The sequence below is a fragment of the Aquabacterium sp. T101 genome (assembly GCF_057219775.1).
Map to the genome: position 1 here is coordinate 45,264 of NZ_JBXVVZ010000010.1, position 14,098 is coordinate 59,361.

Sequence of the window (14,098 nt, forward strand, 5' to 3'; positions counted from 1 at the left end):
CTGCAGGAGACCTTCGCGATGGACAAGACTTCCAGGGCCGCCGCGGTGCCGGTGCACCAGCTGGTGCGCCGCACCGCCGCGCTGGTGCTGGCCGGCGGGCGCGGCTCGCGGCTCAAGCAGCTGACCGACAAGCGGGCCAAGCCGGCCGTGTACTTCGGCGGCAAGTTCCGCATCATCGACTTCGCGCTGTCCAACTGCGTCAACTCGGGCATGCGCCGCATCGGCGTGGTCACCCAGTACAAGAGCCACTCGCTGCTGCGCCACCTGCAGCGCGGCTGGAGCTTCCTGCGCTCCGAGATGAACGAGATGGTCGACCTGCTGCCCGCGCAGCAGCGCGTCGCCGAGGAGCACTGGTACCGCGGCACCGCCGATGCGGTGTTCCAGAACCTGGACATCATCCAGAGCTCGCGCCCCGAGTACATCGTGGTGCTGGCCGGCGACCACGTCTACAAGATGGACTACTCGCTGATGCTCAAGGATCACGTCGAGTCCGGGGCGTCGTGCACCGTGGGCTGCATCGAGGTGCCGCGCGACGAGGCGCGCGCCTTCGGCGTGATGGCCATCAACAACCTGCGCAAGATCACCAGCTTCGTCGAGAAGCCGGCCGACCCGCCGCCGATGCCGGGCCAGCCCGACCGCTCGCTGGCCAGCATGGGCATCTACGTCTTCGACGCCGACTACCTGTACCGCCTGCTCGAGGCCGACCTGGCCAACCCGCAGTCCAGCCACGACTTCGGCAAGGACGTGATCCCGCGCGCCGTGGCCGACGGCAAGGCGCTGGCGCACCCGTTCTCGATGAGCTGCATCCGCAATCCCAATGGCGCGCCGCCGTACTGGCGCGACGTGGGCACGATCGATGCTTTCTGGGAGGCCAACCTCGACCTCGCGTCGATCAACCCGGAGCTCGACATCTATGACACCGAGTGGCCGATCTGGACCTACCAGCGCCAGCTGCCGCCGGCCAAGTTCACGCCGGACAGCCACGGCTCGCACGGGCTGGCGGTCAACACCATCGTCTCGGGCGGCTGCATCGTCAGCGGCTCGCACGTGGCCAACTCGGTGCTGTTCTCCAACGTGCGCATCCACTCCTTCTGCCATGTCGAGGACGCCGTGGTGCTGCCCGGCGTGACCGTGCAGCGCAGCTGCCGGCTGCGCAAGGTGGTGATCGACCGCGGCTGCACGCTGCCCGAGGGGCTGGTGGTGGGCGACGACCCCGTGCTCGACGCGCAGCGCTTCGAGCGCACCGAGAAGGGCGTGTGCCTGATCACCCGCGACATGCTCGAGCGATTGGCCTGATGCGTGTCCTGCACGTCGGCACCGAGATCTACCCCTTCGTCAAGACCGGAGGCCTGGCCGACGTGATCGGCGCGCTGCCGGCGGCGCAGGCCGCCGCCGGCACCGACGTGCGGGTGCTGCTGCCGGCGCTGCCGCCGCTGGCGAAGGTGCTGCGCGAGGCCACGGTGGTGGCGCGCGTGCAGCCGCCCTGGGGCGGCATGCCGGCCGAGCTGGTGCGCGGCCGGCTGGATGCGCCGTCGCTGGCCGGCGTGCCCGCCTACCTGCTGCGCCAGGACGGCCTCTACGCGCGCCCGGGCACGCCCTACGGCGACGGCAGCGGCCATGCCTTTCCCGACAACGCGCGCCGCTTCGCGCTGCTCGGCCTGGCCGCGGCGCGCCTGGCCGATGGCGCCGACGCGGCGTGGCAGCCGCAGGTGCTGCACGGCCACGACTGGCACGCCGGCCTCGCGCAAGCCTATGCCGCGCTGTCGCGCCAGGCCGGGCGCCACCGCGCCGCCAGCGTGTTCACCATCCACAACCTCGCCTACCAGGGCCTGTTCGCGCGCGGCCACTTCGCCGAGCTCGGCCTGCCGGCGCAGGCCTGGGGCGTGGACGGCGTCGAGTTCCACGGCCAGCTGTCGTTCATGAAGGCCGCGCTGCACTATGCCGACCGCATCACGACCGTGAGCCCCGGCTACGCGCGCGAGATCCAGGGCCCGGAGCTGGGCTGCGGCCTCGACGGCCTGCTGCGGCAGCGCAGCGCGGTGGTCAGCGGCGTGCTCAACGGCGTGGACGACGCCGTGTGGGACCCGGAGCACGACGATGCCATCGCGGCGCGCTTCAGCGCCGCGCGCCTGGCCGGCAAGGCGCAGTGCCGGCGCGCGCTGCAGGCCGAGTGCGGCCTCGCGGCGCAGGACGACGCGCCGCTGTTCGGCGTCGTCAGCCGCCTGGCCGAGCAGAAGGGCATGCCGCTGGTGGTGGACGTGGTGGACAGCCTGGTGGCGCGGGGCGCGCAGCTCGTGGTGCTGGGCAGCGGCGACGCCGCGCTGGAAGACGCGCTGCGCCGCGCCGCAGCGCGCCACCCGCAGCATGTGGCGCTGCGCCAGGGCTACGACGAGGGCCTCGCGCACCGCATCTTCGCCGGCAGCGACGTCACGCTGGTGCCGTCGCGCTTCGAGCCCTGCGGCCTGACGCAGATGTACGCGCTGCGCTACGGCAGCCTGCCGCTCGTGCGCCGCACCGGAGGCCTGGCCGACACCGTGGTCGACTGCAGCCTCGAGGACCTGGCCGACGGACTGGCCACCGGCTTCGTGTTCGAGCGCTTCGACACCGACGACCTGCAGCGTGCGCTGCGGCGCGCGTTCACGCTGTGGGCGCGCCCGCGCGACTGGCGCACGGTACAGCGGCGCGGCATGGCGCTGCGATTCGGCTGGGACAGTGCGGCCGCGCGCTACGCGGCGCTGTACGGCGAGGCGGTGGCCGCGGTCGCGGCGCCCTGACGACGAAGTGGCGGCCGCGGTGGCGGCGCCCTGACGTCGACGCAGCGACCGCGGTGGCGGCGCCCTGGGTCGCCGCGCCGTGCGTCAGTGCGGCTGCTCGAAGCGCTGGCCGCGGAACACCAGCACGCTCGACGTCGGGCCGATGCGCTCGACCGTCAGCCCGTCGGCGATGGCATCGCCCTCGCGCAGCACCAGGCCGTTGGCGAACAGCAGGCGGCTGGCCGGCTGCGGCGCATAGACCGCGCCGCTCACGTTGATCGCCGGCAGCGCGGCACGCAGGTCGGCCGCCAGCTCGTTGCGCGTCGGCACGCGCGGCGTCGCGGCCGGCGCGCTCGCCACGGCGGCCGCCGGGGGCGTGGCCGGCGATGCGGCCGGGGCCCGGGGCGTCGCTGTCGCTGCAGGTGCCGGCTGGGGGGCGGGCAGGGCCGGTGGCGCCGCAGGGGCCGCGGGCCGGGCGGGTGCCGCCGCGGGCGTGGGGGCGCGGCCATCGGCCAGGGGCAGCGACACGGGCGCAGCGGCCGGGGCCGGCGCGGGTGCGGGGGCCGGCATCGGCCTCGGCGGGGGCAGCTCGGTCGGTGCCGGCGCGGCCGCCATCGGCACGGGCGCCGGCGCGGGCACCGCGGGGTCGGCGCGGCCCCACCACAGCCAGGCCAGCACCGCCAGCAGCAAGGCCACGGTGCCGATCGCGATGGCGCGCCAGGGCGGGCCGTCGCGCCGGTCGGCGATGCCGAAGCCGCCGTCGTGCGCATGCAGCCCGGGGACCGGGCTGCGCTCGCGCTCGGCGTCGGCCTTCTTGAGCGCGTCGAGGATGTAGCTCATGGTGCGGTGTCCAGGCGCGGCTCGCGTGACGTGCCGGTGGCCCGCGCGAGCTGCATGAAGGTGGTGGGGCCGGCGCGGCCGTCGGCCTGGATGCCCTGCGACAGCTGGAAGGCCTGCACGCGCGCGCGCAGCGCCGCGGAATAGGCCTGTCCGGCCGGCGGCGCGGCCTCGCCCCGCAGCGCGGCGAGCTGCGTGGCCAGCAGGTCCACCGCCGGGCCGCGCGCGCCGTCGGCCAGCACGCCGACATAGCCTTCCGGCGCGCGCCAGAAGGTGCCGAAGTCGCCCTGCCACACGTTGGCCAGCGACACCAGGGTGACATGGATCGGCTGGCCGCCCAGGCGCAGCGTGGCATGCCGCTCCTGCAGGCCCAGCAGCAGCGCGTGCACGGTGCGGCCGGACTCGTCGCGCAGCGTGATGAAGCCCGGCCGGTCGAGCTGGCGGATCAGCGGCAGCCCGCCGTTGGCACTGCGGAAGCACTGCCACTGCGCGCGCTGCGCTGCGGCGCACGGGTCGGTCACGCCCTCGGGCAGGCCGATGCCCCAGGCCGGCGCCAGTTCGCGCCACGCATCGGCCTCGGTCTGTGCCGCGCCGGCGGCGCGCGTGGCCACGTCGGCGGCAGTCAGGAACACCGGGGCCGACGCCGCGGGCGCCGTCACGGTGCCGCGGGCCACCGTGGTCGCGGCCCCGGACGCGGCGGCTGGCACGGTGCCGGCCGCGGACGCCGCGGGTGCGGCACGCACCGCGCCCGACGCCGCGGCCGTCGGCGCGGGCGTACTGCCGCCGTCGCTCGGCCACAGCCACACCGCGGCGCCGGTCAGCGCCGCGCCGAGCGCCAGGCCCAGGCCCCACGGCGCCCAGCGGCGCAGCGCGCCCAGGCGCTCCTGCACGCCGAACACCTCGGCCGCCGCCTTGTCGACGATGCGCTGGTCCACGCCCGCGGCGCCCTCGGCATAGGCGCCCAGCAGCGCGCGGTCGGCCAGCAGGTTGATGCGGCGCGGCACGCCGCGCGAGCGCTCGTGGATGCGCAGCACGGCGCTCTTGCTGAACGGGAACGCCGACGTCAGCCCGGCCACCTGGAGCCGGTGCCGCAGGTAGCGCGCCGTCTCGCGCTCGGACAGCGCGTCGAGGTGGTAGCGCGCGATCACGCGCTGCGCCACCTGCTCCAGCTCGGGCCGCTGCAGCATCGTGCGCAGCTCGGGCTGGCCGATCAGCACGATCTGCAGCAGCTTGCGCTCGTTGGTCTCCAGGTTGGTCAGCAGGCGCAGCTGCTCCAGCGTGCCGGCCGACAGGTTCTGCGCCTCGTCGATGATCAGCACGTTGTTCTGGCCCACCGCATGCGTCTCGAGCAGGAAGCGGTTGAGCGGGTCGAGGTAGTCCTTGACCGTCGGCGCGCCCACCCCGTCGTGCTGCACCGGCACGTGGAACTCCTCGCACACGGTCTTGAGCAGTTCCAGCGCCGTGAGCTTGGGGTTGAAGATGTAGGCGACGTTGCAGCGCTTGGGGATCTGCTCCAGCAGGCAGCGGCACACCGTGGTCTTGCCCGCGCCGATCTCGCCGGTGAGCAGCACGAAGCCGCCCCCGCCGCCCTTGACGCCGTACAGCAGGTGCGCCAGCGCCTCGCGGTGGCGCTCGCTCATGTAGAGGTAGCGCGGGTCCGGCGCGATGGAGAACGGCTCGTGCTTGAGGCCGAAGTACTGGGCGTACATGGGGCGGGAGGATAGCGCCCGGGCCGGCCCCCGCGCCCGGGGCCCGACCCTCAGGCGGCGGCCTGCAGCAGGCCGCGCTGCTCGATGAAGCGCACCACCGCGTCGAGGCCGGCGCCGGTGTGCAGGTTGGTCATCACATAGGGGCGCGTGCTGGCGTGCGCCGGGCGCATGCGCCGCGTGTCGGCTTCCATCACCGCGAGGTCGGCGCCGACATGGGGCGCGAGGTCGGTCTTGTTGATCACCAGCAGGTCGCTCTTGGTGATGCCCGGGCCGCCCTTGCGCGGGATCTTCTCGCCGCCGGCGACGTCGATCACGTAGATCGTCAGGTCCGACAGCTCGGGGCTGAAGGTGGCCGCGAGGTTGTCGCCGCCGGACTCGATGAACACGATGTCGGCGTCGGGGTACTTCTCGAGCATGCGGTCCACCGCCTCGAGGTTGATGCTCGCGTCCTCGCGGATCGCGGTGTGCGGGCAGCCGCCGGTCTCGACGCCCACGATGCGCTCGGGCTGCAGCGCGCCGGCCACGGTGAGCAGGCGCTGGTCCTCCTTGGTGTAGATGTCGTTGGTGACCACCACGAGGTCCCAGCGCTCGCGCATCGTCTTGCACAGCTTCTCGACCAGCGTGGTCTTGCCGGAGCCGACGGGGCCGCCGACGCCGACGCGCAGCGGCGGCAGCTTCTTGGTGCGGCGGGGGACGTTGTGCAGTGCGGTGGTCATGATCGGAACAGCCTGGAGTACTGGGTTTCGTGGAGGGCGCTGCGCACCGCCAGCAGCGGCGTGAAGGCCTGGCGCGCGTCGTCGTCGATGTCGAGGGCGTGCCGCACGACGGCAGGCAAGTCCTGCGCCAGCCGGGCCAGGATGCGCTGCCCGGCGGACTGGCCCAGCGGCACCGCCTTCAGCGCCGCCTGCACCTGGTTCTCGGCCCAGGAGAAGCCGTAGGCGAGCAGGCTGGCGGGGGCATCGGCACCGGTGCGCGCCGCGGCCAGCGCGAACGCCACCGGCCAGGCCGGCGCCGGCGCCAGCGCGCCCAGCGCCGCCACGCGCGCGTCGCCGTCGTCGCCGCGCTGGCGCAGCCACTCGTGCATCGACCGGCCCATCTGCTCGCACTGCGCACGCAGCTCGGCGGTCTCACGCGTGGCCAGGGCCCAGGCGTTCAGGTCAGCCACCCGCGGCAGGTCGTTCGCCGACCAGGCCGCATGGGCCGCGGCCACCAGCGGCAGGTCGGCCCGGCCCAGGCCGAGGTGCAGCTGGTCGGCCAGCCAGTCGCCGGCGGTGGCGGCGTCGCGCACCGTGCCGTCCTCCACGGCCGCCTCGAGCGCCTCGGAATAGCTGAAGCCGCCCACCGGCAGGGCCGGGGAGGCCAGCCACATCAGGCCGAGCAGGGCGTCCGGGGCGGGGTTCATCGGTGATCGTGGCCGTGGCCGTGATCGTGGCCATGGTCATGCGCGTGATCGTGACCGTGGTCGTGACCGTGGTCGTGCGCGTGTTCGTGACCGTGGCCATGCCCGTGACCATGCCCGTGGCCCGACCCCGTCGCATAGGCGCCTCCCTCGGGCTCGAAGGGCGCCTGCACCTCGGTCACGATCAGGTGCATCGAGCGCAGCATGTCGGCCAGCACCGGGTCGGGTTCGAACTGCAGGTGGTCGGCACGCACCTCCAGCGGCACATGGCGGTTGCCCAGGTGGTAGGCCGCACGCGGCAGGTCCAGCGCGGTGCCGTGGGCCGGGCAGGCGGTGACGCGTAACACCGGCTGCGGCGCCGCCACCACGCGCACCAGCGAGCCGTCCTCGGCCACCAGCACGTCGCCGCCACGCAGCACGCTGCCGCGCGGCAGGAACACGCCCAGGTGGCGGCCGGCGCTGTCGGTGGCCTCGAAGCGGCTCTTCTGGCGCAGGTCCCAGTCGAGTTCGACGCTGGAGGCGCGACGCAGCAGCGGCGCGGCGAGGCCGCGGCCGGCGGGGAGGATCTTGTTGACGCTGAGCATGGGCGGGCAGGGGGCTGGCCGGGGCCGGCGTGGCCACGGGTCAGCGCTGCTTATAGCAAATGGCCTGCCCGCAGCGTCGGTTCGCGCCGCCGCCTGTCGATTCGTCGCACCGTGGGCGACAGGGGGCCGGCCCTGCGACACGATGCGCCCATCGACCCACCCACCCCCACGAGGAAGCTGCCATGAACCCGCTGCGCGACCTGACCCAGGCCCTGACGATGCCGTTCCGCGCCCTGTTCGTCGTCGGCCTGTGCGCCGTGATCAACGCCATGACCTACAGCGGCCACTGGTGGTTCAAGTGGGTGGCCCTGGGCATGGGCATCGCCACGGTGGTGGCCCTGGCCAAGGGCGCCCGCTCGCTGGCCGTGCTGGCGCTGGTGGCCCTGGCCGGGTGGTGGATCTACCGCCGCTACGGCGCGGCGGCGCGCGCCGCGTTCGACGACTGGGCCGGCCGGACCCGGCCCGCCGCCGCCGACGTGGTGAGCCGCCTGCTGCAGGGCCCGGCGCGCGCCTAGCGCGCGCGAAGGCCCCGCGGCCGGGCGTTTTGGCGCCTCAGCGCCGCGTGCCGCGCGACGCCGCCTGGCGCAGCTGGGTGGCCAGGCCGGGGTCGAACGGCGCCCAGCGCCGGGCCAGCCGGTCCAGTTCGCGCCGCGCCCGGCGCTCGCCCACGGCTTCCAGCGACGCCCACAGGGCGGCGCCCAAGGCCTGCAGGGTGGCACCGACCGCCTGCAGCAGCGTCGGCGTGGTCCGGCGATAGACCGACCCCGCGGGCGCCGCGGCCGGCGCCAGCGCCGGTCGGGCGAGGGTGTTCATGCCGCGCCTCCGTGGCGCGCCGGGGCCGTGACCAGCCGGAACCGGCGCACGAGCCACATCACTGCATTGACCGCCCAGTCCGCGCCTCGTGGGGCCTCGGTCCGGGACGGAACCATCACTCGAACCTGTGGGGTCGACATGGTGCTTTCCCTTTCATGGCAGCGGGCCGAAACAGGCCCATGGCGCGCAGACTAGGGTTTTTACTTATCCCTTGGAAATTGCGAGTCAGAATCCGGCCATCACGCCCGTGAATACCGGGCCGAAAACCTCACGACCGGGATCGCCCATGAACTTCCGCACCCTGGACCTGAACCTGCTCCGCGTGTTCGACGTGGTGATGGTCGAACGCAACGTCACCCGCGCCGCGGCCCGACTGGCGATGACCCAGCCGGCCGTCAGCAATGCCCTGCGCCGCCTGCGCGAGACGCTCGGCGAGGACCTCTTCGTGCCCGGGCCCACCGGCGTGGCGCCCACGCCCTATGCCGCGGCGGCCTGGCCGGCCGTGCGCCAGGCGCTGTCGGCGCTGCGAGAGGTGTTCGACCCGCAGGCCTTCGACCCGGCCCGGGACGAGCGCAGCTTCACGCTGACGATGGCCGACGCCAGCGCCACCGTGCTGATGCCGCCGCTGGCGGCGGGCCTGGCTGCCAGCGCCGCCGGCATCGACCTGCGCGTCGAGCCGCTCACTACGCGCGACCCGCGCCCGCAGCTCGAGCATGGCCAGGCCGACGCCGCGATCGGCTTCTTCCCCGACGTGGCGCGCGCGCTGGCGGCCGCCGGCGGGCAGGGCGAGGTGGTGCTGGAGCCGCTCTACACCTGCCGCTACGTGTGCGTGATGCGCGCCGGCCATCCGCTGGCGCGCGGGCCGTCGCTGACGCTGGACGCGTATTGCGCGGCGGACCATGTGCGCGTGAGCTTCGCCGGCCGCCGCCACGGCTTCGTCGACGAGGCCCTGGCCCGGCTCGGGCGGGCCCGCCGCGTGGCGCTGACGGTGAACCACTTCTCGACCGCCGCCCAGGTGGTGCGCCAGTCGGACCTGATCAGCGTGTTTCCGCGCAGCTACCTGCCCGTGAGCGGCCTGGACGCCGACCTGGTGTTGCGCGAGCCCCCGTTCGAGCTGCCGCCCATCGAGGTCGGCCTGCTCTGGCACCGCCGCCACGAGCGCGACCCGGCGCACCGCTGGTTGCGCCAGACGGTGGGCGCCGCGGCGCGCGAGCACGGGCCGCGCGCGGTGGCCGCAGCCCGGGTCGAGGCATGATGCGCGGGCCTTCCACCCGCGCCCTGCCATGACCTACGACACCCTCACCGTGACCGCCGACGGCCCCGTCGCCACCGTCCGCATGAACCGGCCCGACAAGGCCAACGCCATGAACCTGGCGATGTGGCACGAGCTGCGCCGCGCCTTCACCGCGCTCGACGAGGCACCCGCGGTGCGCGTGGTGGTGCTCGAAGGCGAGGGCCGGCACTTCACGTCCGGCATCGACCTGCAGATGTTCGGCGAGCTGATGCCGTCGCTGCACGACGACTGCGACGGCCGCACGCGCGAGAAGCTGCGCCGCTTCATCCTCGACCTGCAGGACACGCTGACCAGCCTGGAGCGCTGCCGCAAGCCGGTGCTGGCCGCCGTGCACGGCGCCTGCGTCGGCGGCGGCATCGACCTGATCTGCTGCGCCGACATGCGCTACGCGTCGGCCGACGCCCGCTTCAGCATCAAGGAGATCGACATCGGCATGGTGGCCGACGTGGGCACGCTGCAGCGCCTGCCGAAGCTGACCGGCTCGCAGGGGCTGGTGCGCGAGCTGGCCTACACCGGGCGCGAGGTCGGTGCGGCCGAGGCGCAGGCCATCGGCCTGGTCAACCGCGTCTTCGACACGCGCGAGGCGCTGGCCGCCGGCGTGCGTGAGGTGGCGCAGGCCATCGCCGCCAAGTCGCCGCTGTCGGTGCGCGGCATCAAGGAGATGCTCAACTACGCGCGCGACCACAGCGTGGCCGACGGCCTGAACCACGTGGCGACGTGGAACGCGGCGATGCTGCTCAGCGAAGACCTGATGGCCGCGGCGAGCGCGGCCCAGGCGCGCAAGGCGCCGACGTTCCGCGACTGAGCGGCGCCGCTCAGAACAGGAAGTAGCGCTGCGCCATCGGCAGCACCGCCGCCGGCTCGCAGGTCAGCAGCACGCCGTCGGCGCGCACCTCGTAGGTCTGCGCGTCGATCTGCATCTTCGGCGCGTAGGCGTTGTGGATCATGTCCGCCTTGGTCACGCGGCGGCAGCCGCGCACCGCCGACAGGTGCTTGTGCAGCCCGTAGGCCTCGGCCGCGCCGTTGGCCAGCGAGGCCTGGCTGACGAAGGTGATCGACGAGCGACCCAGCGCGCCGCCGAAGGCGCCGAACATCGGGCGAACATGCACCGGCTGCGGCGTCGGGATGCTGGCGTTGGCATCGCCCATCAGCGCCGACGCGATGAAGCCACCCTTCATCACCAGGCTCGGCTTGACGCCGAAGAAGGCCGGGCGCCAGAACACCAGGTCGGCCCACTTGCCGGGCTCGATGCTGCCCACCTCGTGCGCGATGCCGTTGGCGATGGCCGGGTTGACGGTGTACTTGGCCACGTAGCGCTTGACGCGGGTGTTGTCGTGGCGCTCGCTGTCGCCCGGCAGCACGCCGCGCTGCAGCTTCATCTTGTGCGCCGTCTGCCAGGTGCGGATCACCACCTCGCCCACGCGCCCCATGGCCTGGCTGTCGCTGCTCATCATGCTGATGGCGCCCAGGTCGTGCAGGATGTCCTCGGCGGCAATGGTCTCGCGGCGGATGCGGCTTTCGGCGAAGGCCAGGTCCTCGGCGATCGACGCGTCGAGGTGGTGGCACACCATCAGCATGTCGAGGTGCTCGTCGACGGTGTTCACCGTGAACGGCATCGTCGGGTTGGTGGAACTGGGCAGGAAGTTGGGCTCGCCCACCACGCGCAGGATGTCCGGCGCATGACCGCCGCCCGCGCCCTCGGTGTGGAAGGCGCACAGCGTGCGGCCCTTGGTGGCGGCGATGGTGTCCTCGACGAAGCCGCTCTCGTTGAGCGTGTCGCTGTGGATCGACACCTGCGTGTCGGTCTCGTCGGCCACCGACAGGCACTGGTCGATCGCCGCCGGCGTGGTGCCCCAGTCCTCGTGCAGCTTCATGCCGATGACGCCGGCCTCGACCTGCTGGCGCAGCGCCTCGGGGCGGCTGGCGTTGCCCTTGCCCAGGAAGCCCAGGTTCATCGGGAACGCGTCGGCCGCGCGCAGCATCTGCGCGATGTTCGACGGCCCGGGCGTGCAGGTGGTGGCGAAGGTGCCGGTGGCCGGGCCGGTGCCGCCACCGAGCATGGTGGTCACGCCGCTGGCCAGCGCCTCGTCGATCTGCTGCGGGCAGATGAAGTGGATGTGGCTGTCGATGCCGCCGGCGGTGACGATCATCCCCTCGCCGGCGATGATCTCGGTGCCCGGGCCGATGACGATGTCCACGCCGGGCTGCACGTCCGGGTTGCCGGCCTTGCCGACGGCCGCGATGCGCTGGCCCTTGATGCCGATGTCGGCCTTGACGATGCCCCAGTGGTCGACGATCAGCGCGTTGGTGACGACGCAGTCGCAGGCCTCGTGTGCGCCGGGGCCGTTGACGCGCTGGCTCTGTCCCATGCCGTCGCGGATGGTCTTGCCGCCGCCGAACTTGACCTCCTCGCCGTAGACGGTGAGGTCGCGCTCGACCTCGATCACCAGCGCGGTGTCGGCCAGGCGCACCCGGTCGCCCGTGGTCGGGCCGAACATCTCGGCATAGGCCCGGCGCCCGATCCGGCTCATAGCGCCCCCATGACGGTGCCGCGGAAGCCCCACACCGCGCGGTCGCCGGCGTAGTCCACCAGCTCCACGGTGCGCTGCTGGCCGGGCTCGAAGCGCACGGCGGTGCCCGAGGCGATGTTCAGCCGCATGCCGCGCGCGGCCGCGCGGTCGAAGCGCAGCGCCGGGTTGGTCTCGGCGAAGTGGTAGTGCGAGCCCACCTGCACCGGCCGGTCGCCGGCGTTCTCCACCACCACGGTCAGCGTGCGGCGGCCGGCGTTGAGCTCGATGTCGGCCCCGTCGACGAGCAGCTCGCCCGGGATCATCGGCCGCTCCGGCGGCCGAGCCACCAGGCCACGCCGGCGGCCAGCGCGAGCAGGCCGAACACGTCGGACGCATGCAGGTGGGTGCCCGCGGCACCGTGCCCGTCGTGGGCCGACGCGGCCGTGGTGATCAGCAGCGCGAGGCAGGCCAAAGTGGTGCGCACGATTTTCTCCGTCATGCAATGGGTTGGTGCACGGTCACCAGCTTGGTGCCGTCGGGGAAGGTGGCCTCGACCTGGATCTCCGGGATCATCTCGGGCACGCCGTCCATCACGTCCGCGCGCGTGAGCACGGTCTTGCCTTCGCTCATCAGCTGCGCCACGGTGCGGCCGTCGCGCGCGCCTTCGAGGATGGCCGCACTGATCAGCGCGATCGACTCGGGCACGTTGAGCTTGAGGCCGCGCGCCTTGCGCCGCTCGGCCAGCAGCGCGGCGGTGAACAGCAGCAGCTTGTCTTTCTCTCGGGGGGTCAGGTCCATCGCCCGGATTCTTGCAGTTTCGGTGCCACCCTCGTGAAGGACTTGGCACGCCGGTTGCGTAACGGGTCCCGTCCCCCACCAACCCACAGGACGGAGAACCCATGCACAAAACCAAATCGCTGCCGCGCCGCCATGCCCTCAAGGCGGTCGGTGCCGCGCTCGTCGCTGCCGGCATGTTCAGTGCCGCGCCTGCCCTGGCCCAGGGCAACACCATCAAGGTCGGCGTGCTGCACTCGCTGTCCGGCACGATGGCGATTTCCGAGACGGTGCTCAAGGACACCGTGCTGATGGCCATCGACGAGATCAACGCCAAGGGCGGCGTGCTCGGCAAGAAGCTCGAGCCCGTGGTCGTCGACCCGGCGTCGAACTGGCCGCTGTTCGCCGAGAAGGCCAAGCAGCTGATCACGCAGGACAAGGTCGCCGTGGTGTTCGGCTGCTGGACCTCGGTCAGCCGCAAGAGCGTGCTGCCGGTGTTCGAGGAGACCAACTCGCTGCTGTTCTACCCCGTGCAGTACGAGGGCGAGGAGCTGTCGAAGAACGTGTTCTACACGGGTGCCGCGCCCAACCAGCAGGCCATCCCCGCGGTCGAGTACCTGATGAGCAAGGACGGTGGCAGCGCCAAGCGCTTCGTGCTGCTGGGCACCGACTACGTGTACCCGCGCACCACGAACAAGATCCTGCGCGCCTTCCTGAAGGCCAAGGGCATCCCCGACGCCGACATCATGGAGGAGTACACCCCCTTCGGCCACGCGGACTACCAGTCGATCATCGCCAAGATCAAGAAGTTCGCCAGCGAAGGCAAGAAGACCGCCGTGGTCTCCACCATCAACGGCGACTCCAACGTGCCGTTCTACAAGGAGCTCGGCAACCAGGGCCTGAAGGCCAAGGACGTGCCGGTCGTCGCCTTCTCGGTCGGCGAGGAGGAACTGCGCGGCGTCGACACCAAGCCGCTGGTGGGGCACCTGGCCGCCTGGAACTACTTCCAGTCGATCAAGAACCCGACCAACGCCGAGTTCATCAAGAAGTGGAGCGACTACGCCAAGGCCAAGGGCATCGCCGGCCACAAGGACAAGCCGCTGACCAACGACCCGATGGAGGCCACCTACATCGGCGTGCACATGTGGGCCCAGGCCGTCACCAAGGCCAAGAGCACGGACACCGACAAGGTGATCGCCGCGATGGCCGGCCAGACCTTCAAGGCGCCGTCGGGCATCACCTCGAAGATGGACCCGAAGAACCATCACCTGCACAAGAGCGTGTTTATCGGCGAGGTGCAGGCCGACGGCCAGTTCAAGGTGGTGTGGAAGACCCCGGGCCCGGTCGTGGCCGACCCGTGGAGCGACTACATCCCCGAGAACAAGGGCAAGGTCAACGAGCCCGTGGTGGCCAAGAAGTAAAGCG

General features: G+C 72.5%; 16 protein-coding genes. 6 read left to right on the top strand and 10 right to left on the bottom strand.

What is annotated here, in order from left to right:
* Positions 1-18 precede the first annotated feature (18 nt).
* Together glgC and glgA are read left to right on the top strand one after the other, a co-directional pair.
* Positions 19-1,296 carry a glucose-1-phosphate adenylyltransferase gene (glgC, locus tag AC2EAQ_RS18275; protein WP_484645868.1) on the top strand — a complete coding sequence of 426 codons (1,278 nt, stop codon included), beginning with the start codon at positions 19-21 and terminating at the stop codon, positions 1,294-1,296.
* Positions 1,296-2,774, top strand: a complete 1,479-nt coding sequence (glgA, locus tag AC2EAQ_RS18280) for a glycogen synthase GlgA (RefSeq protein ID WP_484645869.1) — start codon at positions 1,296-1,298, stop codon at positions 2,772-2,774. Before glgC ends, glgA begins: the two co-directional genes overlap by 1 nt.
* An 84-nt stretch (positions 2,775-2,858) precedes the next feature.
* On the opposite strand, the gene AC2EAQ_RS18285 is transcribed toward glgA, so the two are convergent.
* Genes AC2EAQ_RS18285 through ureE form a run of 5 tightly spaced genes read right to left on the bottom strand, consistent with a single transcriptional unit; the run spans position 2,859 to position 7,282 of the window.
* Positions 2,859-3,593 carry a general secretion pathway protein GspB gene (locus tag AC2EAQ_RS18285; RefSeq protein ID WP_484645870.1) on the bottom strand — a complete coding sequence of 245 codons (735 nt, stop codon included), beginning with the start codon at positions 3,591-3,593 and terminating at the stop codon, positions 2,859-2,861.
* Positions 3,590-5,299, bottom strand: coding sequence for an ExeA family protein (locus AC2EAQ_RS18290; RefSeq protein WP_484645871.1), 1,710 nt, complete (start codon positions 5,297-5,299; stop codon positions 3,590-3,592). The genes AC2EAQ_RS18285 and AC2EAQ_RS18290 overlap by 4 nt, the downstream gene beginning before the upstream one ends.
* A 50-nt stretch (positions 5,300-5,349) precedes the next feature.
* Positions 5,350-6,015: an urease accessory protein UreG gene (gene ureG / locus AC2EAQ_RS18295; protein ID WP_484645872.1), complete on the bottom strand. Its 666-nt coding sequence runs from the start codon at positions 6,013-6,015 to the stop codon at positions 5,350-5,352.
* On the bottom strand, positions 6,012-6,701 hold the full coding sequence (locus AC2EAQ_RS18300; RefSeq protein ID WP_484645873.1) for an urease accessory protein UreF: 690 nt from the start codon (positions 6,699-6,701) through the stop codon (positions 6,012-6,014). The genes ureG and AC2EAQ_RS18300 overlap by 4 nt, the downstream gene beginning before the upstream one ends.
* Positions 6,698-7,282 (bottom strand): urease accessory protein UreE, encoded by a 585-nt coding sequence (ureE, locus tag AC2EAQ_RS18305; protein WP_484645874.1) that lies wholly within the window; start codon positions 7,280-7,282, stop codon positions 6,698-6,700. The genes AC2EAQ_RS18300 and ureE overlap by 4 nt, the downstream gene beginning before the upstream one ends.
* Positions 7,283-7,464: 182 nt before the next feature.
* Between ureE and AC2EAQ_RS18310 the strand changes: the two genes are divergently transcribed.
* Positions 7,465-7,797: a 2TM domain-containing protein gene (locus AC2EAQ_RS18310; protein ID WP_484645875.1), complete on the top strand. Its 333-nt coding sequence runs from the start codon at positions 7,465-7,467 to the stop codon at positions 7,795-7,797.
* 37 nt (positions 7,798-7,834) lie between these two features.
* Here AC2EAQ_RS18310 and AC2EAQ_RS18315 read toward each other — a convergent pair whose 3' ends face one another.
* Positions 7,835-8,095 (bottom strand): hypothetical protein, encoded by a 261-nt coding sequence (locus AC2EAQ_RS18315; protein WP_484645876.1) that lies wholly within the window; start codon positions 8,093-8,095, stop codon positions 7,835-7,837.
* Between the two features lie 286 nt (positions 8,096-8,381).
* Between AC2EAQ_RS18315 and AC2EAQ_RS18320 the strand changes: the two genes are divergently transcribed.
* Positions 8,382-9,350, top strand: coding sequence for a LysR family transcriptional regulator (locus tag AC2EAQ_RS18320; protein ID WP_484645877.1), 969 nt, complete (start codon positions 8,382-8,384; stop codon positions 9,348-9,350).
* 28 nt (positions 9,351-9,378) lie between these two features.
* On the top strand, positions 9,379-10,194 hold the full coding sequence (locus AC2EAQ_RS18325; protein WP_484645878.1) for a crotonase/enoyl-CoA hydratase family protein: 816 nt from the start codon (positions 9,379-9,381) through the stop codon (positions 10,192-10,194).
* Between the two features lie 10 nt (positions 10,195-10,204).
* Here the strand turns inward: AC2EAQ_RS18325 and ureC are convergent, their stop codons facing one another.
* Genes ureC through AC2EAQ_RS18345 form a run of 4 tightly spaced genes read right to left on the bottom strand, consistent with a single transcriptional unit; the run spans position 10,205 to position 12,697 of the window.
* Complete coding sequence (gene ureC, locus AC2EAQ_RS18330) at positions 10,205-11,920, bottom strand: urease subunit alpha (RefSeq protein ID WP_484645879.1); 1,716 nt, start codon at positions 11,918-11,920, stop codon at positions 10,205-10,207.
* Positions 11,917-12,222 carry an urease subunit beta gene (locus AC2EAQ_RS18335; protein ID WP_484645880.1) on the bottom strand — a complete coding sequence of 102 codons (306 nt, stop codon included), beginning with the start codon at positions 12,220-12,222 and terminating at the stop codon, positions 11,917-11,919. The genes ureC and AC2EAQ_RS18335 overlap by 4 nt, the downstream gene beginning before the upstream one ends.
* Positions 12,219-12,398, bottom strand: a complete 180-nt coding sequence (locus AC2EAQ_RS18340) for a hypothetical protein (protein ID WP_484645881.1) — start codon at positions 12,396-12,398, stop codon at positions 12,219-12,221. Before AC2EAQ_RS18340 ends, AC2EAQ_RS18335 begins: the two co-directional genes overlap by 4 nt.
* Positions 12,395-12,697 carry an urease subunit gamma gene (locus tag AC2EAQ_RS18345; protein ID WP_484645882.1) on the bottom strand — a complete coding sequence of 101 codons (303 nt, stop codon included), beginning with the start codon at positions 12,695-12,697 and terminating at the stop codon, positions 12,395-12,397. Before AC2EAQ_RS18345 ends, AC2EAQ_RS18340 begins: the two co-directional genes overlap by 4 nt.
* A gap of 101 nt (positions 12,698-12,798) precedes the next feature.
* Here AC2EAQ_RS18345 and urtA point away from each other — a divergent pair, with 101 nt between their 5' ends.
* Complete coding sequence (urtA, locus tag AC2EAQ_RS18350; protein WP_484645883.1) at positions 12,799-14,094, top strand: urea ABC transporter substrate-binding protein; 1,296 nt, start codon at positions 12,799-12,801, stop codon at positions 14,092-14,094.
* The last annotated feature ends 4 nt before the right edge of the window (positions 14,095-14,098 follow it).